This is a genomic window from Cupriavidus sp. H18C2, from assembly GCF_049393795.1.
GTDB lineage: Bacteria > Pseudomonadota > Gammaproteobacteria > Burkholderiales > Burkholderiaceae > Cupriavidus > Cupriavidus pauculus_C.
In genome coordinates this window covers 965,908-989,768 of sequence record NZ_CP186010.1, presented here as the reverse complement: position 1 = coordinate 989,768, position 23,861 = coordinate 965,908, and the positions used below count along the sequence as shown (strand labels likewise).

Annotated in this window: 23 protein-coding genes; 7 read left to right on the top strand and 16 right to left on the bottom strand. The window is 69.2% G+C overall.

What is annotated here, in order from left to right; all coding sequences use genetic code 11:
* The first annotated feature begins 66 nt into the window (after window positions 1-66).
* The 4 genes from EPAKOI_RS04740 (at window position 67) to EPAKOI_RS04725 (ending at window position 5,035) form a co-directional block, all read left to right on the top strand.
* The gene (locus tag EPAKOI_RS04740; protein ID WP_423193095.1) at window positions 67-1,590 is read left to right on the top strand and encodes a 3-hydroxyacyl-CoA dehydrogenase; all 1,524 of its coding nucleotides are present in this window, start codon (window positions 67-69) and stop codon (window positions 1,588-1,590) included.
* A gap of 80 nt (window positions 1,591-1,670) precedes the next feature.
* Window positions 1,671-2,450 carry an oxepin-CoA hydrolase, alternative type gene (locus tag EPAKOI_RS04735; protein ID WP_124684827.1) on the top strand — a complete coding sequence of 260 codons (780 nt, stop codon included), beginning with the start codon at window positions 1,671-1,673 and terminating at the stop codon, window positions 2,448-2,450.
* Window positions 2,451-2,518: 68 nt separating this feature from the next.
* Window positions 2,519-3,598, top strand: coding sequence for a phosphotransferase (locus EPAKOI_RS04730; RefSeq protein ID WP_423193094.1), 1,080 nt, complete (start codon window positions 2,519-2,521; stop codon window positions 3,596-3,598).
* A gap of 432 nt (window positions 3,599-4,030) precedes the next feature.
* On the top strand, window positions 4,031-5,035 hold the full coding sequence (locus EPAKOI_RS04725; RefSeq protein ID WP_124684829.1) for a Bug family tripartite tricarboxylate transporter substrate binding protein: 1,005 nt from the start codon (window positions 4,031-4,033) through the stop codon (window positions 5,033-5,035).
* A gap of 87 nt (window positions 5,036-5,122) precedes the next feature.
* Here EPAKOI_RS04725 and ggt read toward each other — a convergent pair whose 3' ends face one another.
* The 3 genes from ggt to EPAKOI_RS04710 all read right to left on the bottom strand — a co-directional run bounded on the left by ggt (window position 5,123) and on the right by EPAKOI_RS04710 (window position 9,598).
* Window positions 5,123-7,027, bottom strand: a complete 1,905-nt coding sequence (ggt, locus tag EPAKOI_RS04720) for a gamma-glutamyltransferase (protein ID WP_423193093.1) — start codon at window positions 7,025-7,027, stop codon at window positions 5,123-5,125.
* Between the two features lie 220 nt (window positions 7,028-7,247).
* Entirely contained in the window at window positions 7,248-8,423 is a 1,176-nt protein-coding gene (locus EPAKOI_RS04715) for a CAP domain-containing protein (RefSeq protein WP_423193092.1), read from the bottom strand.
* 224 nt (window positions 8,424-8,647) lie between these two features.
* Window positions 8,648-9,598, bottom strand: a complete 951-nt coding sequence (locus tag EPAKOI_RS04710) for a LysR family transcriptional regulator (protein WP_423193091.1) — start codon at window positions 9,596-9,598, stop codon at window positions 8,648-8,650.
* Window positions 9,599-9,781: 183 nt separating this feature from the next.
* On the opposite strand from EPAKOI_RS04710, the gene EPAKOI_RS04705 reads away from it, so the two are divergent.
* The 3 genes from EPAKOI_RS04705 to EPAKOI_RS04695 all read left to right on the top strand — a co-directional run bounded on the left by EPAKOI_RS04705 (window position 9,782) and on the right by EPAKOI_RS04695 (window position 12,658).
* Entirely contained in the window at window positions 9,782-11,044 is a 1,263-nt protein-coding gene (locus EPAKOI_RS04705; RefSeq protein WP_124684833.1) for an acyl-CoA dehydrogenase family protein, read from the top strand.
* A 145-nt stretch (window positions 11,045-11,189) separates the two neighbouring features.
* Window positions 11,190-11,882 (top strand): glutathione binding-like protein, encoded by a 693-nt coding sequence (locus EPAKOI_RS04700; protein ID WP_124684834.1) that lies wholly within the window; start codon window positions 11,190-11,192, stop codon window positions 11,880-11,882.
* Window positions 11,883-12,280: 398 nt separating this feature from the next.
* Window positions 12,281-12,658 carry a helix-turn-helix domain-containing protein gene (locus tag EPAKOI_RS04695; protein WP_124684835.1) on the top strand — a complete coding sequence of 126 codons (378 nt, stop codon included), beginning with the start codon at window positions 12,281-12,283 and terminating at the stop codon, window positions 12,656-12,658.
* A gap of 54 nt (window positions 12,659-12,712) precedes the next feature.
* Here EPAKOI_RS04695 and ureG read toward each other — a convergent pair whose 3' ends face one another.
* The 13 genes from ureG to urtB all read right to left on the bottom strand — a co-directional run bounded on the left by ureG (window position 12,713) and on the right by urtB (window position 23,753).
* Window positions 12,713-13,342 (bottom strand): urease accessory protein UreG, encoded by a 630-nt coding sequence (gene ureG, locus EPAKOI_RS04690; protein WP_423193090.1) that lies wholly within the window; start codon window positions 13,340-13,342, stop codon window positions 12,713-12,715.
* Between the two features lie 25 nt (window positions 13,343-13,367).
* Window positions 13,368-14,060, bottom strand: coding sequence for an urease accessory protein UreF (locus EPAKOI_RS04685; protein WP_423193089.1), 693 nt, complete (start codon window positions 14,058-14,060; stop codon window positions 13,368-13,370).
* Window positions 14,057-14,668, bottom strand: coding sequence for an endonuclease domain-containing protein (locus EPAKOI_RS04680; RefSeq protein ID WP_423193088.1), 612 nt, complete (start codon window positions 14,666-14,668; stop codon window positions 14,057-14,059). The genes EPAKOI_RS04685 and EPAKOI_RS04680 overlap by 4 nt, the downstream gene beginning before the upstream one ends.
* A gap of 13 nt (window positions 14,669-14,681) precedes the next feature.
* Window positions 14,682-15,254 (bottom strand): urease accessory protein UreE, encoded by a 573-nt coding sequence (gene ureE, locus EPAKOI_RS04675; RefSeq protein ID WP_423193087.1) that lies wholly within the window; start codon window positions 15,252-15,254, stop codon window positions 14,682-14,684.
* A 3-nt stretch (window positions 15,255-15,257) separates the two neighbouring features.
* The gene (gene ureC / locus EPAKOI_RS04670; protein WP_124684840.1) at window positions 15,258-16,976 is read right to left on the bottom strand and encodes an urease subunit alpha; all 1,719 of its coding nucleotides are present in this window, start codon (window positions 16,974-16,976) and stop codon (window positions 15,258-15,260) included.
* The gene (locus EPAKOI_RS04665) at window positions 16,976-17,281 is read right to left on the bottom strand and encodes an urease subunit beta (RefSeq protein WP_124684841.1); all 306 of its coding nucleotides are present in this window, start codon (window positions 17,279-17,281) and stop codon (window positions 16,976-16,978) included. The genes ureC and EPAKOI_RS04665 overlap by 1 nt, the downstream gene beginning before the upstream one ends.
* A 21-nt stretch (window positions 17,282-17,302) precedes the next feature.
* Complete coding sequence (locus tag EPAKOI_RS04660; RefSeq protein WP_423193086.1) at window positions 17,303-17,980, bottom strand: HupE/UreJ family protein; 678 nt, start codon at window positions 17,978-17,980, stop codon at window positions 17,303-17,305.
* A gap of 58 nt (window positions 17,981-18,038) precedes the next feature.
* The gene (locus EPAKOI_RS04655) at window positions 18,039-18,341 is read right to left on the bottom strand and encodes an urease subunit gamma (protein WP_011515766.1); all 303 of its coding nucleotides are present in this window, start codon (window positions 18,339-18,341) and stop codon (window positions 18,039-18,041) included.
* 27 nt (window positions 18,342-18,368) lie between these two features.
* Window positions 18,369-19,247, bottom strand: coding sequence for an urease accessory protein UreD (locus tag EPAKOI_RS04650; protein ID WP_423193085.1), 879 nt, complete (start codon window positions 19,245-19,247; stop codon window positions 18,369-18,371).
* A 115-nt stretch (window positions 19,248-19,362) separates the two neighbouring features.
* Entirely contained in the window at window positions 19,363-20,055 is a 693-nt protein-coding gene (urtE, locus tag EPAKOI_RS04645) for an urea ABC transporter ATP-binding subunit UrtE (RefSeq protein ID WP_423193084.1), read from the bottom strand.
* A 2-nt stretch (window positions 20,056-20,057) separates the two neighbouring features.
* A complete protein-coding gene (urtD, locus tag EPAKOI_RS04640) occupies window positions 20,058-20,906 on the bottom strand; it encodes an urea ABC transporter ATP-binding protein UrtD (RefSeq protein ID WP_423193083.1) in 849 nt (282 codons plus the stop codon).
* Window positions 20,903-22,105: an urea ABC transporter permease subunit UrtC gene (urtC, locus tag EPAKOI_RS04635; protein ID WP_423193082.1), complete on the bottom strand. Its 1,203-nt coding sequence runs from the start codon at window positions 22,103-22,105 to the stop codon at window positions 20,903-20,905. Before urtC ends, urtD begins: the two co-directional genes overlap by 4 nt.
* 1 nt (window position 22,106) lies before the next feature.
* Window positions 22,107-23,753 carry an urea ABC transporter permease subunit UrtB gene (urtB, locus tag EPAKOI_RS04630; RefSeq protein ID WP_423193081.1) on the bottom strand — a complete coding sequence of 549 codons (1,647 nt, stop codon included), beginning with the start codon at window positions 23,751-23,753 and terminating at the stop codon, window positions 22,107-22,109.
* Between the last annotated feature and the right edge of the window lie 108 nt (window positions 23,754-23,861).

The following is a 23,861-nucleotide window of genomic DNA, read 5'->3' as shown; positions in this document are numbered from 1 at the left end:
TCTGTCGCTGAAGGTGCAGAAAACGTACGATCGTGCTAATTTAGCCACAACTTTTTTGGACCGACAATGCGCAATTCCACTATCCAATCGCTCGGCATCGTTGGCACCGGCGCCATGGGCCGCGGCATCGCCCAGATCGCCGCGCAGGCGGGCCTTGCCGTCAGCCTGTTTGATACCAACGCCCAGGCCGTGGCCGCTGCGCGCCAGTACCTGCAGGATACCTTTGCCAAGCTGGCCGACAAGGGCAAGATCAGCGCCGCCGACAGCGAGGCCGCGCTGGCCCGCGTGAAGGCGTGCACCGCGCTGGAAGACCTGGCCGGCTGCGACATGGTCGTGGAAGCCATCGTGGAAAAGCTCGACGTCAAGCGCGACCTCGTGGCCCGGCTAGAGGCGATCCTGCCGGACGACGCGGTGATTGCGTCGAACACGTCGTCGCTGTCGATCACCGCCATCGCCGTGGGCGCCCGCCAGCCGGGCCGCATCGTCGGCTATCACTTCTTCAACCCGGTGCCGCTGATGAAGGTCGTGGAAGTGATCGACGGCCTCTCTGGCGACCCGGCCGTGGGCGACCGCCTGATGGAGCTGTCGCGCCGCATGGGCCATACGCCGGTGCGCTGCAAGGACATGCCGGGCTTCATCGTCAACCATGCCGGCCGCGGCATGAACATCGAGGGCCTGAAGGCCGCGCAGGAAGGCGTGGCCGAATTCGTCGACATCGACAACATCATGCGCGAGCAGGCCGGCTTCCGCATGGGCCCGTTCGAGCTGATGGACCTGACCGGGCTCGACGTGTCGCACCCGGTGATGGAGTCGATCTACAACCAGTTCTACCAGGAAGCGCGCTACCGCCCGTCGCCGATCACGCAGCTGCGCTACACCGGCGGCCTGCTGGGCCGCAAGACCGGCGCGGGCTTCTACGCCTATCCGGACGGCCAGAAGCAGGTGCCGGCCGCCCAGCCCGTGCCCGACGCCCGCCCGGCCAGCGTCTGGGTCAGCCGCGCCAACGCGCGCGGCCACGCGATGACCGTGAAGCTGCTGGGTGCGCTGGGCGCGACGGTCGAAGGCGGCAACGCCCCGTCGGCCGACGCGCTGATCGTGGTGACGCCGCTGGGCCTGGACGCCACCACCGCCGCGCTGGAGGAAGGGCTGGACGCCACGCGCGTGGTCGCCATCGACACGCTGCTGCCGTTCGAAGCCACCAAGCGCCGCACGCTGATGACCACGCCGGCCACCAGCGCCGCCGCCCGCGACGCCGCGCACGGCCTGCTGGCCAGCGACGGCGTGCCGGTGACCGTGATCCGCGACTCCGCCGGCTTCATCGCCCAGCGCATCATCGGCTGCATCGTCAACATCGCCAGCGACATCGCGCAGCAGCGCATTGCCACGCCGACCGACATCGACCTGGCCGTGAACCTGGGCCTGGGCTACCCCAAGGGCCCGCTGGCGCTGGGCGACACGATCGGCCCCGGCGTGATCCTGGAAGTGCTGCGCAACATGAACCGCCTGACCGGCGACATGCGCTACCGCCCGAGCCCGTGGCTGTGGCGCCGCGCGGGCCTGGGCCTGTCGCTGCTGACCGAAGAAGCCTGACCCCCGCACGGGCGCCCCGACGAGACACGGGGCGCCCGTTTCGTATCCCCCCGGCAATCCTTATCAGAACAGAGGCCGCCATGACCGCCCAGCTACTTTCCGAACGCGTCGACGCGACGCTCGTCCTGACCATCTCGAACCCCGAGGCGCGCAACGCGCTGCATCCGGACATCTACGCCGCCTCGCAGGAGGCGCTGGAAGTGGCCGCGCGCGATGACGCGATCCGCACCGTGGTGCTGACCGGCGCCAACGGCGTGTTCTGCGCCGGCGGCAACCTGAACCGGCTGCTCGGCAACCGCTCGCAGCCGCCGGCGGTGCAGGCCGAGAGCATCGAGACGCTGCACCACTGGATCGAATCGTTCCACGCGTTTCCCAAGCCGATCATCGCCGCCGTGGAAGGCCCGGCCGCCGGCGCCGGCTTCTCGCTGGTGCTGGCCTGCGACTTCGTGGTGGCCGCCAGCGACGCCAAGTTCGTGATGGCCTACGTCAAGGTCGGGCTGACGCCGGACGGCGGCGGCTCGTACGAGATTGCCCGCATGCTGCCGCGCCAGCTGGCCAGCGAGATCCTGATGGAAGGCAAACCGGTGGACCCGGCGCGGCTGGCACACTTCGGCATCGTCAACCGCGTGGTCCAGCCGGGCCACGCACTGACCGAGGCGCTGCGGATTGCCGACAACCTGGCCAAGGAATCGCCGAACGCCGTGCGCGGCATGAAATCGCTGATCAACCATGCCGGCACCGCCACGCTGACCGAACACCTGGCCGCCGAGCGCGACAGCTTCGTGGCCGCGCTGCACCACCGCGACGGGGGCGAGGGCATCACGGCCTTCCTGGAAAAGCGCAAGCCTAACTATCGCTGACGCCCGGGCATATCCGGCGGCGACAATTCCGACAACGACGACAAAACACATTGCGGAGAGAGACACACATGAGCAGCAGCAACGTTTCGCATTTCGAAGGCACGCGCCCCGTGGCCGACCAGCAGCGCTTTGACGTCGGCGCGCTGGAGGACTGGATGCGCCAGCACGTGGCCGGCTTTGCCGGGCCGCTGAGCGTCGAGCAGTTCAAGGGCGGCCAGTCCAATCCCACCTTCAAGCTGGTCACGCCGGGCCAGACCTACGTGATGCGCGCCAAGCCGGGCCCCAAGGCCAAGCTGCTGCCGTCGGCCCACGCCATCGAGCGCGAATACCGCGTCATGAAGGCGCTGGCCGGCACCGATGTGCCGGTCGCGCACATGTTCGCGCTCTGCGAGGACGAGGCCATCATCGGCCGCGCCTTCTACATCATGGAATTCGTCAGCGGCCGCGTGCTGTGGGACCAGTCGCTGCCGGACATGACCCCCGCTCAGCGCGGCGCGATCTACGACGAGATGAACCGTGTCATCGCCGCGCTGCACACGGTCGACTACAAGGCCATCGGGCTGGCCGACTACGGCAAGCCCGGTAACTACTTCCAGCGCCAGATCGAGCGCTGGAGCAAGCAGTACAAGCTGTCCGAGACCGAATCGATTCCGGCCATGGACCAGCTCATGGCATGGCTGCCAGATCACATTCCGCAGGAAGACGTTGACCTGACCAGCATCGTCCACGGCGACTACCGGCTCGACAACCTGATGTTCCACCCGACCGAGCCCAAGGTGCTGGCCGTGCTGGACTGGGAGCTGTCCACGCTGGGCCATCCGATGGCCGACTTTGGCTACCACTGCATGAGCTGGCACATCCAGCCCGGCCAGTTCCGCGGCATCGCCGGGCTGGACCACCAGGCGCTCGGCATCCCCGACGAAGCCGCGTACCGCCGTCTGTACGAACAACGCACCGGCCGCCAGATCACCGGCGACTGGAACTTCTACCTGGCCTTCAGCATGTTCCGCATCGCCGGCATCCTGCAGGGCATCATGAAGCGCGTGGTGGACGGCACGGCATCGTCCGCCCAGGCCCTGGACGCCGGCAAGCGCGCCCGCCCGATGGCGGAAATGGGCTGGGAGTACGCGAAGAAGTCGGGGGCGTAGGGCTGAGGTGGTGGGGCGTGACGCCGGCGAGCTGTCGTCGAGGCCACGTTGCGGCGTTGGCGGTCGATTGCCACCGATTCGCTCCCCTCTCCCGCCTGCGGGAGAGGGGTTGGGGGTGAGGGCCAAGCGTTCGCCTGCGAGGAACGCTTGTCAGTGCCGACGGCCGGCCCCTCGCCCCGGCCCCTAACGCGCGCGGCAGAAGGCAGCAAACCCAAGCTCAAGTCATCAGACAACTGAGCACGCCGATCCACATGCCTGCGCCTGCGCCGAGACATTGAACGCCCCACCCCAACGCCCGCCCCCACCCTAATGTCCCAACATTCACCCCCTCCCTTCTACGTGTTTCCCCGATAGACCCGGCCGCGATCCCAGCCTACACTCCCATCCATCGTTGTACGACGACTGATGATAAGTGTTGACTGGAGACACAGCATGACCTCTTCCCGCCGCCAATTCCTTGGCCAGCTTCCGGGCCTTGCGGCTCTCGGTGCCGTGGGCACGTCCGGCATCATTGCCCCGGCCACCTCGTGGGCGCAGGACAAATGGCCGACCAAGCCGATCCGGCTCGTGGTGCCCTACCCCGCCGGCGGATCGTCGGACATCATCGCGCGCCTGATCAGCAAGCAGTTGGGCGAAGCGCTGGGCCAGCCTATCGTGGTGGACAACCGCCCGGGCGCCAACGGCAATATCGGCGCCGCCATGGTGGCGCAGGCCGGGTCCGAGAACCACACGCTGCTGCTGTGCGACGTCGGCGCGCTGGCGATCACCCCGTCGGTCTACACCAAGCTGACGTTCAATCCGGACAAGGACCTCAAGGGCGTGGCGATGCTGGCCTACTCGCCGCACCTGCTGGTCGTGCACCCGTCGGTGCCGGCCAACAACCTCAAGGAACTGGTCGAGCTGTCGCACAAGCAGTCGCTGAACTTTGCCGTGACGGCCATCGGCAGCGCCCCGCACCTGGCCGGCGTGGCCGTGCAGCAGGCCACCAAGGCCGCGTGGCAGTACGTGCCGTACAAGGGCGGCGCGCAGGCGATTGCCGACACGGTCGGGGGTACCGCCCAGGTGCTGATGAACGGCATGCTGGCGACCTATCCGCACGTGCAGTCCGGCAAGCTGAAGCTGCTGGCCGTATCCAAGCGCACGCGCATGGCGCTGGTCGGCCAGACGCCGACGATTGCCGAAAGCGGCGTGCCGAACTTCGAATCGGGCACGTGGCAGGGCGTGATGGCGCCGGCCGGCATGCCCGACGCGCTGGTCCAGCGCATCAACACCGAGCTGGTCAAGATCATCCGCACGCCTGAAATCCGCGCCAACCTGGCCGGCCAGGGGGCGGAAGTGGTGACGATGTCGCCGGCCGAGACCAACAAGTGGTTCCAGGCCGAGGAGAAGCGCTGGGCACAAGTCGTGAAAGCGGCAGGGGTCAAGCTGGACGCCTGAGTCCAGACCAACAACATGCAGCACTGGAACGGGCGCGATCTTCGCGCCCGTTTTTTTATGCCCGCGCGCCGCCGCGATGAGCCACGGTCAGTCGCCCAGCGCCACGCCTTCGCGGCGCGGATCGGCGCCGCCGGCCCAGACGGTCTTGCCGTCCACGGTCTTACGCATGATGGCCTGCGTGCCGCTGGTCATCTCGATCTCGGCCACCTGATGGCCCTGCTGGCGCAGCGCGTCCACCAGCCGCGGCGTCACCAGTCCGCGCTCCACCTCGGTCGGGCCGTTGCGGCTGCCGAAGTTGGCCATGCCCACGGCCTGCTGCACGTCCATGTCCCAGTCGAGCAGGCCGACCAGCGTCTTCGACACGTACTCGATGATCTGCGACCCGCCCGGCGACCCCAGCGCGGCCACCAGCTTGCCGGACTGCCGGTCGAACACCAGCGTCGGCGCCATCGACGAGCGCGGCCGCTTGCCGGCCTGCACGCGGTTGGCCACGGGCTTGCCGTTCTCGGTCGGGGTGAACGAGAAATCGGTAAGCTGGTTGTTGAGCATGAAGCCGCGCACCATGATGTGCGAGCCGAAGTACGACTCGATCGTCGTCGTCATCGACAACGCCCCGCCCCGGTTGTCGACGGCCACGATCTGCGACGTGGAAATGCGCGGCGGCGAGCGGTCCGGCGCGAACGCCACCTTCACGCCGGGCGGCGTGCCGGGCTGGGCCTTGCCCATGCTCTTGTCGCCGATCAGTTGCGCGCGCTCGGCCAGGTAGTTCGGATTGACCATCGCGGCCACGTCCACGGGCACGAAGTCGGCATCGGCCACGTAGAGGCCCCGGTCGGCATAGGCCAGCCGGTCGGCCTCGGCGATGGCATGCACCGCCAGCGGGTTCGGCTCCATCAGCGACGGCAGGTCGACGCGCGACGGCTTCAGGCTGGCCAGCGCATAGCGCGGGTCGCGCTTTTCCAGCGCCTCCAGCGTGCCCAGGATCTGCGCGATGGCAATGCCGCCCGACGACGGCGGCGGCATGCCGCAGACCTTCCACTGCCGGTAGTCGGTGCAGACCGGCACGCGCACCTTGGCCTTGTAGCCCTTGAGGTCGGCCACCGAGAGGCTGCCGGGGTTCGGATGCGCGTTGACCTTGGCGGCGATGTCGCGCGCGATCGGGCCGTTGTAGAACACGTTCGGGCCGTTGCGGGCAATCTCGCGCAGCGTCTGCGCCAGTTGCGGATTGCGGATCAGCGTGCCGACCGGCTTGGCCTTGCCCTGCGCGTCAAGGAAGTACGCGGTCATCTCGGGCGAGCCGCCCATGAACTTGTCCGCCGCGACCTGCGTGTAGAGCCGCTGCGACATCGGAAAGCCCTTCTCGGCCAGCCGGATGGCGGGCTGGAACAGCCGCGCCCACGGCAGCCGGCCATGCTCGCGATGCGCCATTTCCAGCGCGCGCAGCACGCCCGGCACGCCCACCGAGCGTCCGCCGATCTGGCCTTCGGAGAACTCCATCGGCTTGCCGTCGGGCCGCATGAACAGGTTCTCGGTGGCGCCGGCCGGCGCGGTCTCGCGGCCGTCGTACGCCTGCACGCGCTTGCCGTCCCAGTACATGATGAACGCGCCGCCGCCGATGCCGGTGGCCTGCGGCTCCACCAGCGTCAGCACGGCCTGCATGGCCACGGCCGCGTCGATGGCCGAGCCGCCGGCCCGCAGGATCTCGCGCCCGGCCTCGGTGGCCAGCGGATTGGCCGCGGCCGCCATGTGCTTCTGCGCGTAGGTGGTGGTCATGCCGGGCCGGTAGCCCGACGACACCTCGGGTGCGGCCGGCATGGGCGCCTGGGCCGCCGGCGCCGAGGCCGGGCCCTGGGCGGCAGCCGGCTTGCCGGCGTCCTTGTCCGTCGTGCCGCACGCGGCAAGCAGCGCCGTCAGCGCCACGGCCAGCGTGGCGCGCCAGCGCGGCGATTGGAAACCGGAAACCTGGGAAGTTGCTGCAACGTCGTCAGTCATGCGGTGTCTCCTGGGGGAAGGCTTCGGCGATTGTAGCGGCGAACGGGGCGCCCGGACTTGCGAATAGTCTGAAAACGGCACCCCGGGCGGCCACCGCGTCTGGAGCCGCCAGTCCTGCCGCCAGTCCTGCCGCCAATCCCCAGCCAGCCCGGCCGTCACATGGCAAAACGGGAGGCCCATGCCTCCCGTCCTTGCTTTGTGTCGACTTCCGACGACCGCGTCAGCGCGTGGTGAACGACCAGTTCAGGTTCACGCCCTGCCCGTTCAGCGTGCCGCTGACGGTGACGTTGTAGCGCGTGCCGGCGGCCAGCGGCGCGCGCGGCGTGCAGATCGCCAGGCCGCGGGCGGCGCCGGACATGCCCGCGGTGCGCGCGTCCACCTTCTCGCACGGCACGCCGTTGCCGGCCGCGTCGGTGATCGTGAAGGTGTCGGCGTTAAACGCCAGATTGGTGTTCACGGCCTGCACGGTCACCGGATAGCCCATGGTCTGGCCCGCGTAGGCCGGTGCCGGGTTCGGGCTTTCGTTGTTGACCCAGCTTGCCGGCACGTCGGCCTGGCCGTTGTAGGGGTAGGCCACCATCTGGTTGTCGGCGCCGCCCTGGCTGCGATCGGCCAGGTCGATCGTCTGGTAGTAGTACGCCTGCGTGCCGCCGCTGCTGCCGGCGCCCACGCTCTCGGCAAACCCGCTGCCGGCCGAGCCGTAGCTGCCCAGCAGCGCGGCGCGATGGAACGGCGCGTCCACCAGATCCACCACAAGCTGGTCCTTCGGCGTCATCGACAGGCTGGCGCCCGACTGCGACGTCCAGCGGTTGGCGCCGGCCACCACCTCGGCCGTGGCGTTGGTCGGATAGGCGGCCTGGATGCGGTCGTTGGGCGCCGCGCCGGTGTAGCCGGTCTTGCCCGACTGCTCGTCGTGCGTGAGCGTGTTGTTGGCCAGCATGTAGGCCGTGTGGTTCTGCGCGACGGTGTTCAGCGCATCGCGCGCGGTCAGCGGCGCCAGGCCCACCTGCTCGCGGCGATAGTTGGCGTAGCACAGGCCCGCGCTGCGGGCATCGGCCAGCACGCGATAGCCGGACACGCCGGTGCCGCGCGCGGGCAGCAGCGCGACCGATCCGGTGACCGGGGCCGGCGCGCTGCCGGACACGGTGTAGCAGGTCCGGTCGGTGCCGCCGGCCGTGGGCGCGGTGGCCGTGGCGCCCGTGCCCGTCGACGGCTGCGTGCCGGTGCCCGTCGCGGGCTGCGCCGCCGATTGCGCCGGGCTGCCCGACGCCGCCGTGCTGCTGCCGCCATCGCCGCCACCGCAGGCGGCCAGCGTCAGCGCCGCGCCGGCGGCCATGGCGCCGCAGGCCAGCGGGCGCAGCTTCAGAAAGGCAAAGGGCAAGGGTTTCCCTGACATGGAATCGTCTCGGTGCATGGCAATCTAGGAATGGGGAAACTGCCCGCATGGCGGCCGCGCGGGCCGTCACAACGCAAACCAAGGCGCGGCAGCGCCGCGATGGGAGGCGTCCGGGGCAGATGGAACGGGGTGATGGTAGGGAGGCATCCCGGACCCGTCCAGCCTGCGAACATTTTCTTACGGTGTGATCCGGGCGCGCTGCACGTGGCGGCCCGGCGGGCGCTTCAGGCGGACGGAGGCGCCTCGCCGGCCACATCGGCCATGCCGTTGCCCAGCGACGTCATGACCGCCATCAACTGCTCGCGCAGCCAGCGGTTGGCGCCGTCGTTCTCGCCGCCGGCGTGCCAGTACAGGTGCAGCTCCAGCGACGGCACCTTGAACGGCAGCGACAGCAGCCGGTTGGCGTACGGCTCGTTGGCGATGCGCGCGTAGCGCAGCGGCAGCGTGGCCAGCAGATCGGTACAGCTCACCACGCGGCAGGCCGCCGCATAGTGCTGGCAGCGCAGCCGCACGCGGCGCGTCAGGCCTATCCGGTGCAGCGCCTGGTCTTCGAGCCCCGCGCCGCGCCGGCGTGACGACACGTGGACGTGCTCGGCCGCCAGGTAGCGTTCCAGCGTCAGTTCCTTCTTGACCAGCGGGTGGTCGCGCCGGGCCAGCACGACCATCGGATCGGACATGAACGCGACATGGTGGATCGCCGGCGAGACCGGCAGCAGGATGTCGATGGCGGTGTCCAGCGTGCCGGCCAGCAGTTCGGACTCCATCTCGCGCCGGTCGAAGCGGATGGCGGCGATTTCCACGTGCGGCGCCATGGCCGTCACGCGGGCCATCAGCGGCGGCAGCAGCGTGCTTTCCAGCGCGTCGCGCATGCCGATGGTGAAGCGGCGCGTGGTGTTGGCGGGGTCGAAGTGCGGCGTGTCCTGCAGCGTGCGCGCGAACGATTGCAGCGCGCCGCGCACCTCGCCGGCCAGCGAGCGCGCCAGTGGCGTGGGCGCCATGCCCTGCCCGCGCCGCTCGAACAGCGGGTCGTCGAACAGCGTGCGCAGCCGACCCAGCGCGTGGCTTACGGCCGGCTGGGTCAGGTTGAGCTGGCGGGCCGCGGCGGTGATGCTGCCTTCGCTGTAGATGGCGTCGAAGACGACGAACAGATTAAGGTCGATCCGGCTCAGTTGCATGGCACCTTCCTGCACGAACAATGGACTGGCGCGACACCCCGGCGCCGATGTCGCGCATTCTGGCACGGAATGCAGCACATTGATACTGACCAATCCAGAAAATTCATTTTTCTAATTTGAATCGTTCCGCTAGAGTAGCCACAGCCGGCACGCGCGTGCCCACCAAACCCCCGAGGAGACCTCATGCAATTCGAATACTCGCCCAAGGTCAAGGAGATGCAGGCCAGGCTGCTGGCCTTCTTCGACAAGCACATCTATCCGAACGAAAAGCGCTTCTATGCCGAAGTGCAGGCCAACCGCGAGGCCGGCAATGCGTGGGTGCCCACCAAGGTGGTGGAGGAACTGAAGCCGCTGGCACGCGAGGCCGGCCTGTGGAACCTGTTCCTGCCGCGTTCCAAGCGGGCGCCGGAGGGGTTGTCCAACCTCGAATACGCGCCGATGTGCGAGATCATGGGCCGCGTGCCCTGGTCGGCCGAGGTGTTCAACTGCGCCGCGCCGGACACCGGCAACATGGAAACGCTGGAACGCTACGCGTCCGAGGCGCTCAAGGACCAGTGGCTGGAGCCGCTGCTGCGCGGCGAGATCCGCTCGGCCTTCCTGATGACCGAGCCGGCCGTGGCGTCGTCAGATGCCACCAACATCGCCTGCCGCATCGAGCGCGACGGCGACCACTACGTGATCAACGGCACCAAGTGGTGGTCGTCGGGCGCCGGCGACCCGCGCTGCAAGGTCTACATCGTGATGGGCAAGACCGACCCCGAGGCGGGCCGCCACGAGCAGCAGTCGATGATCGTCGTGCCGGCCGACACGCCGGGCATCACGATCAAGCGCTTCCTGCCGGTGTTTGGCTATGACGACGCGCCGCACGGCCACATGGAGATCGAGCTGAAGGACGTGCGCGTGCCGGCCGAGAACATCCTGCTGGGCGAAGGCCGCGGCTTCGAGATCGCGCAGGGCCGCCTGGGCCCGGGCCGCATCCACCACTGCATGCGCAGCATCGGCGTGGCCGAGCGCGCGCTGGAACTGATGTGCAAGCGCAGCCTGGAGCGCGTGGCCTTTGGCAAGCAGATTGCCCGCCATGGCGTCACGCAGGAGCGCATCGCCGAGGCCCGCTGCGATATCGAGATGGCGCGCCTGCTGACGCTGAAGGCCGCCTACATGATGGATACCGTGGGCAACAAGGTGGCCAAGGCCGAGATCGCGATGATCAAGGTGGTGGCGCCCAACGTGGCCCTGCGCGTGATCGACTGGGCCATCCAGGTGCATGGCGCCGCCGGCGTGTCCAGCGACTTCCCGCTGGCCAACTGGTGGGCCCACCAGCGCACGCTGCGCCTGGCCGACGGTCCGGACGAGGTGCACCGCAACGCCATCGCCAAGCTGGAACTGGCCAAGCACATGAACGTCAGCGCCGACAGCATCCAGATGCCGGTCACGCGCGGTTCCTGACCTGTCCCGCCCTGCCCTGACCTGCCGCCCGGGCCGGCGCCCCCACTCCAGGGGGCCCGGCCCGGTGCGTTAGATCTCCCGTCAGCAGGGTTTTTCACTCTGTGCTGTAATGCCTCCGCCAATTCACCATGGAGCGCGTTGCAAAATGATCGACGTCTATTCGTGGGCCACCCCGAACGGCCACAAGGTCCACATCATGCTCGAGGAATGCGGTCTCGAGTACAAGGTGCATCCGATCAACATCGGCGCCGGCGACCAGTTCGGCGACGACTTCCTCAAGATCAGCCCCAACAACAAGATCCCGGCGATCGTCGACAGTGACGGCCCTGACGGCGCGCCGATCTCGCTGTTCGAATCGGGCGCGATCCTGCTCTACCTGGCCGGCAAGACCGGCAAGTTCCTGCCCGACGACGTGCGCGGCAAGTACGACGCGCTGCAATGGCTGATGTTCCAGATGGGCGGCGTGGGCCCGATGCTGGGCCAGGCGCACCATTTCCGCATCTACGCCCCGGAAAAGATCGAATACGCGGTCAACCGCTACACCAACGAGGCCCGGCGCCTGTATGGCGTGATCGACAAGCAGCTGTCCCGCCACGCCTGGCTGGCCGGCGACGGCTACACCATCGCGGACATCGCCACCTTCCCGTGGCTGCGCAGCTGGCAGAACCAGGGCGTGGAGCTGGACGACTACCCGCACCTGAAGCGCTGGTTCAACGAGATTGCCGAGCGCCCGGCCGTCAAGCGCGGCGTGGAGGTGCTGGCCAAGGAGCGCAAGCCGCTGCAATCGGACAAGGAACGCGAGATCCTGTTCGGGGCCACGCAATATCAGCGCCGCTGACCGCCGCCGGCCGTTGCCGGAATGACACATTACCGTCAACCGATGCCGGCCTCGGTTTCGGCCGGCGGGGTGTGACGGAGGTTGGCTGCGGGGTGACAAGGGGGCCGGCTGCACGGCCTTGCGGAACCTGCCAGGCAGGCCGGGTGTGCCCGGCGCCCCGGTATCCGCAATGGACGGCGTGGCGCGGTTTTCCGCCCCGCCGCCCATGCCGGGCGGGGCCGTTTTCGATGCCCCTGTGTTCGACGGACAGGCTGGCATCTGTGCCGCCATCGCGATAGTCAGCGCGCTTAGGATTGCGATCTGGCACCGATAGAACGACGAACTATAAGTTGTCGTTGTGCATAGGTCGAACCCTTAGGCTCGATCGACTTAGCGACTTAGTATCCACACAGCAGCATATGACAGCAGACCCACTCAAGCTGTTCGGGCGGCACCTGACCTGGTTGCGCAAGCAGCGCGGCTGGTCACAGGAAGCGCTGTCGCTGGAAAGCGGCCTGGCCCGATCGTACCTCAGCGGCATCGAACGCGGCACGCGCAATGTTGCGCTATACAACATATGTACCCTCGCGGATACGCTCGGTGTTGCGCCAACCGAGATGCTTGACTTTTCCAAGCATCGTGCCGAGGAGAGCCAGGACGCGCCCCGGTCGCCGTTCGACGCCGAGCAGTCGCCGTCGGTGCAGGCAACGCTGCGGTACATGGCGGAACTGAACGACGTGGACCGCGACGTCGTGGCCGGCGTGGCCCGCGCGCTGGCCCGGCGCCACACGCGCTGAAGCACCACCCCGGCGCCCAGGCCGGGCGCCCTTCGCCAGCCGCGCCGCGCGCGCTCAGACGTTCAGCATGCCCTGCTGCTCGATGAAGGCGATGACCTGGTCCAGCCCCTGCCCCGACTTCACGCTGCCCATCACGAACGGACGCTCGCCGCGCATCTTGCGCGTGTCGCTTTCCATGATTTCCAGCGACGCCCCCACGTACGGCGCCAGGTCGGTCTTGTTGACCACCAGCAGGTCTGACTTGGTGATACCCGGCCCGCCCTTGCGCGGGATCTTCTCGCCGCCGGCCACGTCGATCACGTAGATTGTCAGGTCCGACAGCTCGGGGCTGAACGTGGCGGCGAGGTTGTCGCCGCCCGATTCGATGAACACCACGTCGGCGTCGGGAAACCTCGCCAGCATGCGGTCCACCGCCTCCAGGTTGATCGACGCATCCTCGCGGATCGCCGTGTGCGGGCAGCCGCCCGTCTCCACGCCCATGATCCGCTCGGCCGGCAGCGCGCCCGAGATGGTCAGCAGGCGCTGATCTTCCTTCGTGTAGATGTCGTTGGTGATCGCCACGAGGTCATAGCGGTCGCGCATGGCCTTGCAGAGCATTTCCAGCAGCGTGGTCTTGCCGGAGCCCACCGGGCCGCCCACGCCGACGCGCAGGGGAGGATTCTTCTTGGTACGGGTCATGATCAAAAGCTTCAGGAGTTGGGCCGGCCGCCTACGAGCGGAACAGCCGGGAATACTGGGTCTCGTGCCGGGCCGACAGCAGCCCGAGCATGGGCGAGAACGTGGAGAGCTGCGGCGGCTCGGCATCGGCGCGGCGTACGGCTTCGTCGACGGTCGCGTGCACGGCGCCATGCAGCCCAAGCAGGATGCGCTGGCCGGCCACCTGCCCCAGCGGCACGGCCTTGATCGCGGCGGCCACCTGGTTCTCGGCCCAGTTGAACGCATAGGCCGCCAGGCCGTCGCGCCCGTCGATGCCCAGCGCCACGCAGGCCGCCGTGAACGCCGTGGGCAGGCACAGCGGCGACAGGTCGCGCAGCACGCCGCGCATGGCGTCGTCGCCCCAGCCCATCTGCGCGACGAGCTTCGCCAGCGACCATCCCATCTGCTCGGTCTCGAGCCGCAGCTCGGCCGTCTCGCGCGTGGCATGGAACCAGCTGTTCCAGTGCGCCACCGCGTCGTGATCGCCAGCCCGCCACGCGCGATGCAGCAGCAGCCAGACCGGCGCCTCGCACTGGGCCTGCACGTGCGACAGGTTGTCGTGAATCCACCGCTCCGCCGTGCCGGCATCGGCCACCAGCCCGCAGTCGATGGCCGCCTCCAGCCCCTGCGAATAGCTGAACCCGCCAATCGGCAGCGCCGGCGAGGCCAGGTGCAGCAGGGAGATGAGCTGTGGGAGGGTTGTCATGGGGCGCCCTGGATGCGCCGGCCCTGTCCGCCGGCGGGACGGGGGACCGCACGGTCGGTGACCGGGGACGGCGGTTCTACGAAACCGCGTGCCAGCACGGCCAGGCGGATCGATTCCAGCACGCCGTCGATCTCGTGGTCGATCTGGTTGTTCCAGAAGCGCAGGACCGTGTAGCCCTGCGCCTGCAGCCAGCGGTGGCGGGCCATGTCTGCCGGCGTGCCGTGCTGGCTGCCGTCGGCTTCGATGATGAGGTGGTGCTGCATGCAGACGAAGTCCGCGACGTAGGGTCCCAGTGGCACCTGCCGCTTGAACTTCAGCCCGAGAAACCGGTGAGCCCGGAGGAAGTACCAGAGGCGTTCTTCGGCATTGGTCTGGCGGGTGCGGAGGGACTTTGCGAACGCGTAGCGACTCAGGCGCCGGCCCTCTCCCCCGGCCCCTCTCCCGCCAGCGGGAGAGGGGAGCAAACCGGCAGCCTCGCCAGCGCTGGCGGGGGTAAGCAAACCGGCAGCCTTGCCGGTGCTGGCGGGGGCGTTGTCAGTTCCGTCGGTGGTCTCCCCTCTCCCGCTTGCGGGAGAGGGGTTGGGGGAGAGGGCCAGCCGTTCAACCATTGATCACATCCCGTCAATGCTCATGCCCACAGTGTCCCCCATGCCCATGCGAATGCCCCCGATCATGCCCATGGTGCTCGTGGAACACCGCCTGCGCCGTGGCGTAGTCTTCGGCGAACGTGGCGTCGTGGCCGTGTTTGTGGCCGCCGCCGTAGGCGCCGGCTTCGGGTTCGAAGGGGGCGTTGGCGCGGGATGCCTGGACGCCCAGGCGGGCCAGCATGTCGGCCAGCACGGGGTCGTATTCCAGCCGCAGGTAGTCGCGGCCCACTTCCACGGGGGTGTGGCGGTTGCCCAGGTGGTAGGCGGCGCGCATCAGGGCCTGGGGATCGGTGGCGCTGACTTCGAGCACCGATTCCGCGGCGGCCTGGACTTCCACGAAGGTGCCGTCCTCGGCCACCAGCAGGTCGCCGCCGCGCAGCACGGTGCCGCGCGGCAGGAACAGCGCGGCCTCGGTGCCGTTATCGAGCACCGCGCGCAGGCGGCTCTTGCTGCGGTCGCCGAATGGCAGCACCAGCTTGGGGGCGCGGCGCACCAGTACCGGTGCGATGCCATGCGGCGCGGGCAGGACTTTGTCGATCTTGATCACGGGTCAGAACAGGAAGTAGCGCTGCGCCATCGGCAGCACGGTGGCGGGCTCGCACGTCAGCAACTGGCCGTCGGCCACCACCTGGTACGTCTCGGGATCGACGGTGACGTGGGGCTGCCAGTCATTGTGCACCATGTCGCGCTTGCTGACGGTGCGGCAGCCGCGCACGGCGGCCAGCGTCTTGGCCAGCCCGTAGCGCCCGCCCACGTCGGCCGCCAGCGCGGCCTGCGAGACGAATGTCAGCGACGACCTGGGCAGCGCGCCGCCGGCCGATGCGAACATCGGGCGGTAGTGCACCGGCTGGGGCGTCGGGATCGACGCGTTGGGGTCGCCCATGGCCGCCGCGGCGATCATGCCGCCCTTGAGGATCAGGCTCGGCTTCACGCCGAAGAACGCCGGCTTCCAGAGCACCAGGTCGGCCCACTTGCCCACCTCGATCGACCCCACCTCGTGCGCGATGCCGTGCGTCAGCGCCGGGTTGATCGTGTACTTGGCGATGTAGCGTCGCACGCGGAAGTTGTCGTGCCCGCCGCGCGCGTCGTGCGGGTCGCCCGGCAGCTTGCCGCGCTGCGCCGCCATCTTGTGCGCGGTCTGCCAGGTGCGCAGGATCACCTCGCCCACGCGGCCCATGGCCTGCGAATCGCTGGAGATCATCGAGAACGCACCCAGGTCGTGCAGGATGTCCTCGGCGGCGATGGTCTCGCGCCGGATGCGCGACTCGGCAAAGGCGATGTCCTCGGCGATCGACGGGTCCAGGTGATGGCAGACCATCAGCATGTCCAGGTGCTCGTCCAGCGTGTTCACGGTGTACGGCCGCGTGGGGTTGGTCGACGACGGCAGCACGTTGGCCTCGCCGCAGACCTTGATGATGTCGGGCGCGTGGCCGCCGCCGGCGCCCTCGGTGTGGTACGTGTGGATCGTGCGGCCCTTGAACGCGGCGATGGTGGCCTCGACGAAGCCGCCCTCGTTCAGCGTGTCGGTGTGGATGGCCACCTGGGTGTCGGTGTCGTCGGCCACGGTCAGGCAGGTGTCGATGGCCTGCGGCGTGGTGCCCCAGTCCTCGTGCAGCTTCAGCCCGATGGCGCCGGCCTGCACCTGTTCGGTCAGCGGGCCGGTCTGGCTGGCGTTGCCCTTGCCCAGGAAGCCGATGTTCATCGGGTAGGCGTCGGCGGCCTGCAGCATCCGCTCCATGTACCACGGGCCGGGCGTCACGGTGGTGGCGTAGGTGCCCGTGGCCGGGCCCGTGCCGCCGCCGATCATCGTCGTCACGCCGCTCATCAGCGCCTCTTCGATCTGTTGCGGGCAGATGAAGTGGATGTGGGTGTCGATGCCGCCGGCCGTGACGATCATGCCCTCGCCGGCAATGACCTCGGTGCCGGGGCCCACGACGATGGTCACGCCCGGCTGGATGTCCGGGTTGCCGGCCTTGCCGATGCCGGCGATGCGGCCGTGCTTGAGCCCGATGTCGGCCTTGACGATGCCCCAGTGGTCGACGATCAGCGCGTTGGTGATGACCGTGTCGACGCAGTCCTGCGACATGCGCTGGCTCTGCCCCATGCCGTCGCGGATCACCTTGCCGCCGCCGAACTTGACCTCCTCGCCGTAGATCGTGAAGTCGCGCTCGACCTCGATCACCAGCCCCGTGTCGGCCAGCCGCAGGCGGTCGCCCGTGGTGGGGCCGAACATCTCGGCATACGCCTGCCGCGAAATCTTCACGCTCATCACAGCGCTCCCATGATCTTGCCGTTGAAGCCGTAGACGATGCGGTCGCCGTCCAGCGCCACGAGCTGCACCGTGCGCGACTGGCCGGGCTCGAAGCGCACGGCCGTGCCCGCCGCGATGTCCAGCCGGAAGCCGCGCGCGGCCTCGCGGTCGAACGACAGCGCCGCGTTCGTCTCGTAGAAGTGGAAGTGCGAGCCCACCTGCACCGGGCGGTCGCCCGTGTTGGCCACGGTCACGCTGACCGTCGGCCGGCCCGCGTTCAGTTCGATCTCGCCGTCCAGCGGCATCAGTTCCCCGGGAATCATCGCCTGGCTCCTTGGGATGGGTCAGGCCACCAGCAGGCCGGCGCCGTACAACGCCACGCCCGCCCCGGCCACGCGCGCGATCCAGCCCGCATGGCGGCGCAGGAACGTGCCGGCGCCGATGCCCATCACGTGCAGCGCCATCGTGCTCGCGGCAAAGCCGCCGACGTAGGCCAGCACGGCCGGCAGCGCGGCGGCCGTGGCGGGCAGTTCGGCGCCGTGCGCGTAGCCGTGGAACAGCGCGAAGCCGCCGACGATGGCCATGCCGGCCGGCGCCGACAGCCGGGCGCGCGCGGCCACCAGCAACCCAATCACGAGCAGCGAGGCGGCGATCATCGGCTCCACGGCCGGCAGCGACAGGCCCGCCAGGCCCAGCACCGCGCCCACCAGCATCATCGCCACGAACGCGAACGGCAGGCGCAGCAGCGCGCCCTTCGCATCGCCCTGCCCGAACGCGCCTTGCGGCGGCGCAGCCAGCGCGCTCCAGACGCCCACGGCGGCCATGGCCAGCAGGTGGTCGGCGCCCGTGAACGGGTGGGCCAGCCCGGCGAACAGGCTGGCGCCGACGGTGGCGGCGTCGTGGCCCGGATGGGCCAGGGCCGACGCGGCGGCCAGCGACAGCGCGGCGCCGGTGGCCACGCGCGGCGCCAGCGTACGCAGGCGGCGGCGGACGGTATCGAGGGAATGGGCGGAATGGCGCATCGGGTGGTTCCTCTTGTTGTGCATGTCGGATGGGCGGGGCTGGCGCGGCATGGGCGCGTCAGACGATCGGGTGGTGGACGGTCACGAGCTTGGTGCCGTCCGGGAAGGTGGCCTCGACCTGGATCTCGGGGATCATCTCGGCCACGCCGTCCATGACGTCCTCGCGCGCCAGCACGGTGGTGCCTTCGTGCATCAGCTCGGCCACGGTGCGGCCATCGCGCGCGCCTTCCATGATGGCGGCCGTGATCAGCGCCACGGCCTCGGGGTAGTTGAGCTTGAGCCCGCGCGCGCGGCGGCGTTCGGCCAGCAGCGCGGCGGTGAAGATCAGCAGCTTGTCTTTCTCGCGCGGTGTCAGTTCCATGTGTCGGATCCAGTTCTTCGTGGTTGTTCAGGTGGCCCAGAGCCGCAGCGGGCGGGCCGGCACGCCGTGCAGCGGCTGGCGCAGGGCCTGCCAGCCGTCGATCATCAGGTGGCGCACGGCCTCCATGTCGCGGCCCAGCACGCGCATCAGCAGCATCGGCATCGATGCCGGCCCGGCGGCGGCCAGGCAGGTCACGCCGGCGCGCAGGTCGGGCCGGTACGGCAGCGACGCAGCCAGCGCCTCGGCCAGTTCCTGCGTGGCGCCCTGCCCCACGGCCCAGAGCGTGCCGAGGATGGGCAGGCCGTCCAGGCCGGCCACGGCGCCGCGCAACGGCGACGCGGCGTCGAAATGCGACTGCTCGATCCACAGCGCGCGGCCGGCGCAGGCAATGCGCGTGTCGAGCCACAGCGATCCGCTGGCCCAGCGCTCGCCCGAGGCCAGCCGGCCCAGCACGACGGCGTCCCAGCCGATGGCGCTGCCGCCGGGCGCCACGTCGACGTCGGTGCCGATCCGCGCGCGGGCATCGTCGAACACGATGTTCTCCTGCGGCAGCCAGTCCAGCCGCGCGCCTTCGGCCACGTCGATGCGCACATGCTGCGCGGCGTCGCGGCCGAGCGACTTGTACCACTTGGTGGCGCCCGGCGTGGCCAGCACCGCATGGGCGCCCGGCGCCACGGCGATGTCGATGTCCAGCCGGTCGCCACCAGCCACGCCGGCCGGCGGGTGCAGCACCACGCCGTGGCAGATGTCGCCCTCGGGATAGAGCGGCTTCTGCACGCGCAGCGGGCCTTCGTGGCGGCGCTCGACCATGGCGGTGCGGCCCGCGCGCACGGCAAAGCGCAGGCGCAGGCTGGCGTGCCACGTGGACGGGGTGGCAAGCGACGAAGGGAAATCGGGGTGACGCATCGAAACGGATTCGGCGGGTTCAGGGGGCGCGGGGCGCGGGGGCGTTGGCGGCGATCATAGCGCGCGGCCGCCTCCACCGGAAGGCGGCACGGCGGCCGGCGCAGGCGGCGCGGCGTCAGACGGCGATCAGCTCGCGTACGCCGTCCTGCTCCATCGTCGCGCCCGCGCCCTTGGCCACCACCTCGCCGCGGCTCATCACCACGTAGTGGTCGGCCAGGTGGCGCGCGAACTCGTAGTACTGCTCCACCAGCAGCACGGTCATGCCGTACTCGTCCACCAGCAGCCGAAGCGCCCGGCCGATGTCCTGGATGATCGACGGCTGGATGCCCTCGGTGGGCTCGTCCAGGATCAGCAGGCTGGGCTCGCTCATCAGCGCGCGGCCGATGGCCAGTTGCTGCTGCTGGCCGCCCGACAGGTCGCCGCCGCGCCGCTGGCGCATGGTGCGCAGCACCGGGAACAACTGGTAGATGCGGTCCGGCACGCCGGCCGGCTTGCCGCGGCTGGCGGCGCCGATCAGCAGGTTTTCCTCGACCGTCAGGCGCGGAAAGATCTCGCGCCCCTGCGGCACATAGGCCAGCCCGGCCGATACGCGCTCGTACGGCGCCTTCTTCTCCAGCGCCTTGCCGTCCCAGCGGACCGTGCCGCTGCGCGTGGGCACCACGCCCATCAGGCACTTCAGCAGCGTGCTCTTGCCCACGCCGTTGCGGCCCAGCAGCGTGGTCAGCCGGCCCTGCGGCACGTCGAACGAGACATCGCGCAGGATGTGGCTGCCGCCGTAGAACTGGTTCAGTGCATTGACCTGCAGCATCGTTATCTTCCCAGGTAGGATTCGATCACGCGCTCGTCGCGCTTCACGGCGTCGAGCGTGCCCTCGGCCAGCAGGCTGCCTTCGGCGAGCACGGTGACCTTGCCGGCGTCGCCGGCCAGCGCGGCCACGAATTCCATGTCGTGCTCCACCACCATCATCGAGCAGGTGCCGCGCAGGCTGTTCAGCAGGCCGGCCAACTGCATCGTTTCCTCGTCGGTCATGCCGGCCACCGGCTCGTCGAGCAGCAGCAGCTGCGGCTGCTGCATCAGCAGCATGCCGATCTCCAGCCGCTGCTTCTGCCCGTGCGACAGCAGGCCCGCCGGCCGGTAGGCTTCGTCCTCCAGCCCGGTCAGCGCCAGCGTTTCCTCGATGCGGCGGTGGCCGTCGCCGGTCAGCCGCGCGCGCAGCGACGACCACCAGCGCTTGTCGGCCTTCATCGCCAGTTCCAGGTTTTCCCAGACTTCGTGCTGCTCGAAGACCGTGGGCTTCTGGAACTTGCGCCCGATGCCGGTCTGGGCGATCTTCGGCTCGGTCATGCGCATCAGGTCGATGGTCTGGCCCAGGAACACGCGGCCCGTGACGTTGGCGTTGCGCGGGCCGGTCTTGCCGGTAATCACGTCCATCATCGTCGTCTTGCCGGCGCCGTTGGGGCCGATCACGCAGCGCAGCTCGCCGTGGTCGATCGACAGCGACAGCTTGTTCAGCGCGCGAAAGCCGTCGAACTGCACGGTCAGGTCCTCGATGTAGAGGATCGGGCCGTGCGAGGTGTCGATGACGCCCGGCTCGACGATGCGGCCCAGGCCCGTGGCGTCGCCGCTTTCGGCCTGCTCCACTCCCAGTGCGGCGTTCATGCGTTGCTCCCTTGTTGCGGCGCGGCCACCGGTTCCTCGGCCGCCGCGGCGTCGATCTTCTGCGCGGCGGTGCGCCGGCCGCGCAGGCGGCGCACCAGGCCGACCACGCCGTCGGGCAGGTACAGCGTCACCAGCACGAACATCGCACCGAGCAGGAACAGCCAGTACTCGGCAAAGTAGGCCGTGAACATGGTCTTGGCACCGTTGACCAGGAACGCGCCGACGATCGGGCCAATCAGCGTGCCGCGCCCGCCCACGGCCACCCAGACGGCCATCTCGATCGAGTTGGCCGGCGACATCTCGCCCGGGTTGATGATGCCCACCTGCGGCACGTACAGCGCGCCGGCAATGCCGCACAGCACGGCCGAGAACGTCCAGACGAACAGCTTGTAGCCGAGCGGGTTGTAGCCGGAGAACATCACGCGCATCTCGGCGTCGCGCACGGCCGTGACCACGCGGCCGAGCTTGGACGTGACGATGTAGCGGCATGCGACGAACCCGCCGACCAGCGCCAGGAACGTCAGCACGAACAGCGCGGTGCGCGTCTCGGGCGCGGCCACGGCGTAGCCGGCGATGCGCTTGAAGTCCGTGAAGCCGTTGTTGCCGCCGAAGCCGGTCTCGTTGCGGAAGAACAGCAGCATCGCCGCGTAGGTCATGGCCTGCGTGATGATCGACAGGTAGACGCCCTTGATGCGCGAGCGGAACGCGAAGTACCCGAACAGCCAAGCCAGCACGCCCGGCACCAGCACCACCAGCAGCAGCGCGTACGGCAGGTGCTCGGTGCCCTGCCAGAACCAGGGCAGTTCCTTCCAGTCCAGGAACACCATGAAGTCGGGCAGGTCGCTCTTGTAGACGCCCTCGCGGCCGATGGACCGCATCAGGTACATGCCCATGGCGTAGCCACCCAGCGCGAAGAACAGCCCGTGGCCCAGGCTCAGGATGCCGCAGTAGCCCCAGACCAGGTCCAGCGCGATGGCGGCCAGCGCAAAGCACATGATCTTGCCGACCAGCGTCAGCGCGTAGGCCGACAGGTGCAGCGGATGCCCCTCGGGCAGCAGCAGCGCGCAGACCGGCACGCCGATGCCGACGATGGCGGTCAGCGCCACCAGCAGGGTCCAGACGCGGCCCGAGAACAGCGGCTGGCGCTCGGGCACGGCCAGACGGAACGTCTTGCCGGATTCAGAGGAAAAACTGCGCATGTCAGGCCTCCGCGCTGCGCCCCTTGAGCGCGAAAAGTCCCTGTGGCCGTTTCTGGATGAACAGCACGATCAGCACGAGGACGAAGATCTTGGCCAGCACCGCGCCGTAGAACGGCTCGATGAACTTGTTGATGATGCCCAGGCCGAAGGCGCCGACGATGGTCCCGGCCAGCTGGCCCACGCCGCCGAGCACCACGACCATGAACGAGTCGATGATGTACGCCTGGCCCAGGTCCGGGCCCACATTGCCGATCTGCGACAGCGCGCAGCCGCCCAGCCCGGCAATGCCGGCGCCGAACGCGAACGCGTAGCTGTCCACCTTCCAGGTGCGCACGCCCACGCAGGCGGCCATCGTGCGGTTCTGCGTCGTGGCGCGCACGAACAGGCCCAGCCGCGTGCGGTTCAGCACGGCCCAGGCCACGGCCACTACGCCCAGCGCGAACAGGATGATGACCACGCGGTTGTACGGGATCACGAGCCCGGCCATCGCAGTAAAGCCGCCGCTCATCCACGCCGGGTTGGCCACCTCCACGTTCTGCGCGCCGAAGATGGTGCGCACGGCCTGCATCAGCAGCAGGCTGATACCGAACGTGGCCAGCAGCGTTTCCAGCGGACGGCCGTACAGGTGGCGCAGCACGATGCGCTCGATCGCGAAGCCGACTAGGCCGGCGACCAGGAACGATGCCGGCAGCGCGGCCAGCAGGTACCAGCCGAACGCCTCGGGCGGCGCGTAGGCGCGGAACAGCGTCTGCACCACGTAGGTGGCATAGGCGCCGATCATCAAGAATTCGCCGTGCGCCATGTTGATGACGCCGATCAGGCTGTACGTGATGGCCAGGCCCAGCGCCGCCAGCAGCAGCACGCTGCCCAGGCTCAGGCCCGCGAACAGGTTGCCGACCACCTCGGCGCGGCGCTCGCCGCTGCGCAACTGGTCGATGGCCTGCTGGGCGGCCACGCGCACGCCCTCGTCGGGCTCGCGGTACTTGCCGGCGTCGTCCTTTTCCATCAGCGGCGCCAGCTTCTGGCGCGACTGCGGGTTGCTGTCGCTGGCCAGGATGCGGATGGCCTCGATGCGGTCGCCGCGCGCCGCGTCGGTACCCTCGGCCAGCACCGTGCTGGCCCAGATCACGTCGAGCCGGGCGCGCAGGCCGGCGTCGGCCTCGGCCTTGCGGGCTGCCTCCACCGCCGGGCGCGACGCGCTCTCGGGCTGGTCCAGCAGCGTGGCGATGGCCTGCGTGCGGACGGCGATGTCGGCCGACTGCAGCAGCAGGCTGCTGGCGGCACTGTCGACGATAGCGCGCAGGCTGTTGTTCAGCGTCAGCGATTCCAGCGAATCGGCCGGCACGGTGACCGGCTGGCCGGTGATCGCATCGAGCGTCTTGTCGCCGTCGGTGCGCACCATGCCCACGGACGGCGCGTACTGCAGCGCATCGTCCTGCAGCGCCTTCAGGATCGGCTCGGCCTGGGCGGGCGGCGCCTGCGTGATGCGGGTCAGGGCGGCGGACTTCGCATCGAAGTCGTCTTCGGCCAGCGGCTTCAGGTCCGCCTGGGTCAGCGGCGTGGCGGCCCAGAGCGGGGCGGCGGCCAGCAGCAAGGCGGCAAGCACGGCGCGCAGCCATGCCAGCCATGACGCATGTGGTCGGTGCATTCAGGAGTCTGGTGTAGCGCGATGGATCGCGTCTTTTGTTCGTTCGGATGACCTGCGGGCGCCCCCTCTCCCGCCGGGCGGGAAAGGGGATGCATGACCAAGCCGGGG

Excerpts from the sequence above, each read along its gene's own strand:
- EPAKOI_RS04740 (WP_423193095.1), top strand. The coding sequence starts at position 67 with ATGCGCAATTCCACTATCCAATCGCTCGGCATCGTTGGCACCGGCGCC.
- EPAKOI_RS04735 (WP_124684827.1), top strand. The coding sequence starts at position 1,671 with ATGACCGCCCAGCTACTTTCCGAACGCGTCGACGCGACGCTCGTCCTG.
- EPAKOI_RS04730 (WP_423193094.1), top strand. The coding sequence starts at position 2,519 with ATGAGCAGCAGCAACGTTTCGCATTTCGAAGGCACGCGCCCCGTGGCC.
- EPAKOI_RS04725 (WP_124684829.1), top strand. The coding sequence starts at position 4,031 with ATGACCTCTTCCCGCCGCCAATTCCTTGGCCAGCTTCCGGGCCTTGCG.
- ggt (WP_423193093.1), bottom strand. The coding sequence starts at position 7,027 with ATGACTGACGACGTTGCAGCAACTTCCCAGGTTTCCGGTTTCCAATCG.
- EPAKOI_RS04715 (WP_423193092.1), bottom strand. The coding sequence starts at position 8,423 with ATGTCAGGGAAACCCTTGCCCTTTGCCTTTCTGAAGCTGCGCCCGCTG.
- EPAKOI_RS04710 (WP_423193091.1), bottom strand. The coding sequence starts at position 9,598 with ATGCAACTGAGCCGGATCGACCTTAATCTGTTCGTCGTCTTCGACGCC.
- EPAKOI_RS04705 (WP_124684833.1), top strand. The coding sequence starts at position 9,782 with ATGCAATTCGAATACTCGCCCAAGGTCAAGGAGATGCAGGCCAGGCTG.
- EPAKOI_RS04700 (WP_124684834.1), top strand. The coding sequence starts at position 11,190 with ATGATCGACGTCTATTCGTGGGCCACCCCGAACGGCCACAAGGTCCAC.
- EPAKOI_RS04695 (WP_124684835.1), top strand. The coding sequence starts at position 12,281 with ATGACAGCAGACCCACTCAAGCTGTTCGGGCGGCACCTGACCTGGTTG.
- EPAKOI_RS04685 (WP_423193089.1), bottom strand. The coding sequence starts at position 14,060 with ATGACAACCCTCCCACAGCTCATCTCCCTGCTGCACCTGGCCTCGCCG.
- EPAKOI_RS04680 (WP_423193088.1), bottom strand. The coding sequence starts at position 14,668 with ATGGTTGAACGGCTGGCCCTCTCCCCCAACCCCTCTCCCGCAAGCGGG.
- ureC (WP_124684840.1), bottom strand. The coding sequence starts at position 16,976 with ATGAGCGTGAAGATTTCGCGGCAGGCGTATGCCGAGATGTTCGGCCCC.
- EPAKOI_RS04665 (WP_124684841.1), bottom strand. The coding sequence starts at position 17,281 with ATGATTCCCGGGGAACTGATGCCGCTGGACGGCGAGATCGAACTGAAC.
- EPAKOI_RS04660 (WP_423193086.1), bottom strand. The coding sequence starts at position 17,980 with ATGCGCCATTCCGCCCATTCCCTCGATACCGTCCGCCGCCGCCTGCGT.
- EPAKOI_RS04655 (WP_011515766.1), bottom strand. The coding sequence starts at position 18,341 with ATGGAACTGACACCGCGCGAGAAAGACAAGCTGCTGATCTTCACCGCC.
- EPAKOI_RS04650 (WP_423193085.1), bottom strand. The coding sequence starts at position 19,247 with ATGCGTCACCCCGATTTCCCTTCGTCGCTTGCCACCCCGTCCACGTGG.
- urtE (WP_423193084.1), bottom strand. The coding sequence starts at position 20,055 with ATGCTGCAGGTCAATGCACTGAACCAGTTCTACGGCGGCAGCCACATC.
- urtD (WP_423193083.1), bottom strand. The coding sequence starts at position 20,906 with ATGAACGCCGCACTGGGAGTGGAGCAGGCCGAAAGCGGCGACGCCACG.
- urtC (WP_423193082.1), bottom strand. The coding sequence starts at position 22,105 with ATGCGCAGTTTTTCCTCTGAATCCGGCAAGACGTTCCGTCTGGCCGTG.
- urtB (WP_423193081.1), bottom strand. The coding sequence starts at position 23,753 with ATGCACCGACCACATGCGTCATGGCTGGCATGGCTGCGCGCCGTGCTT.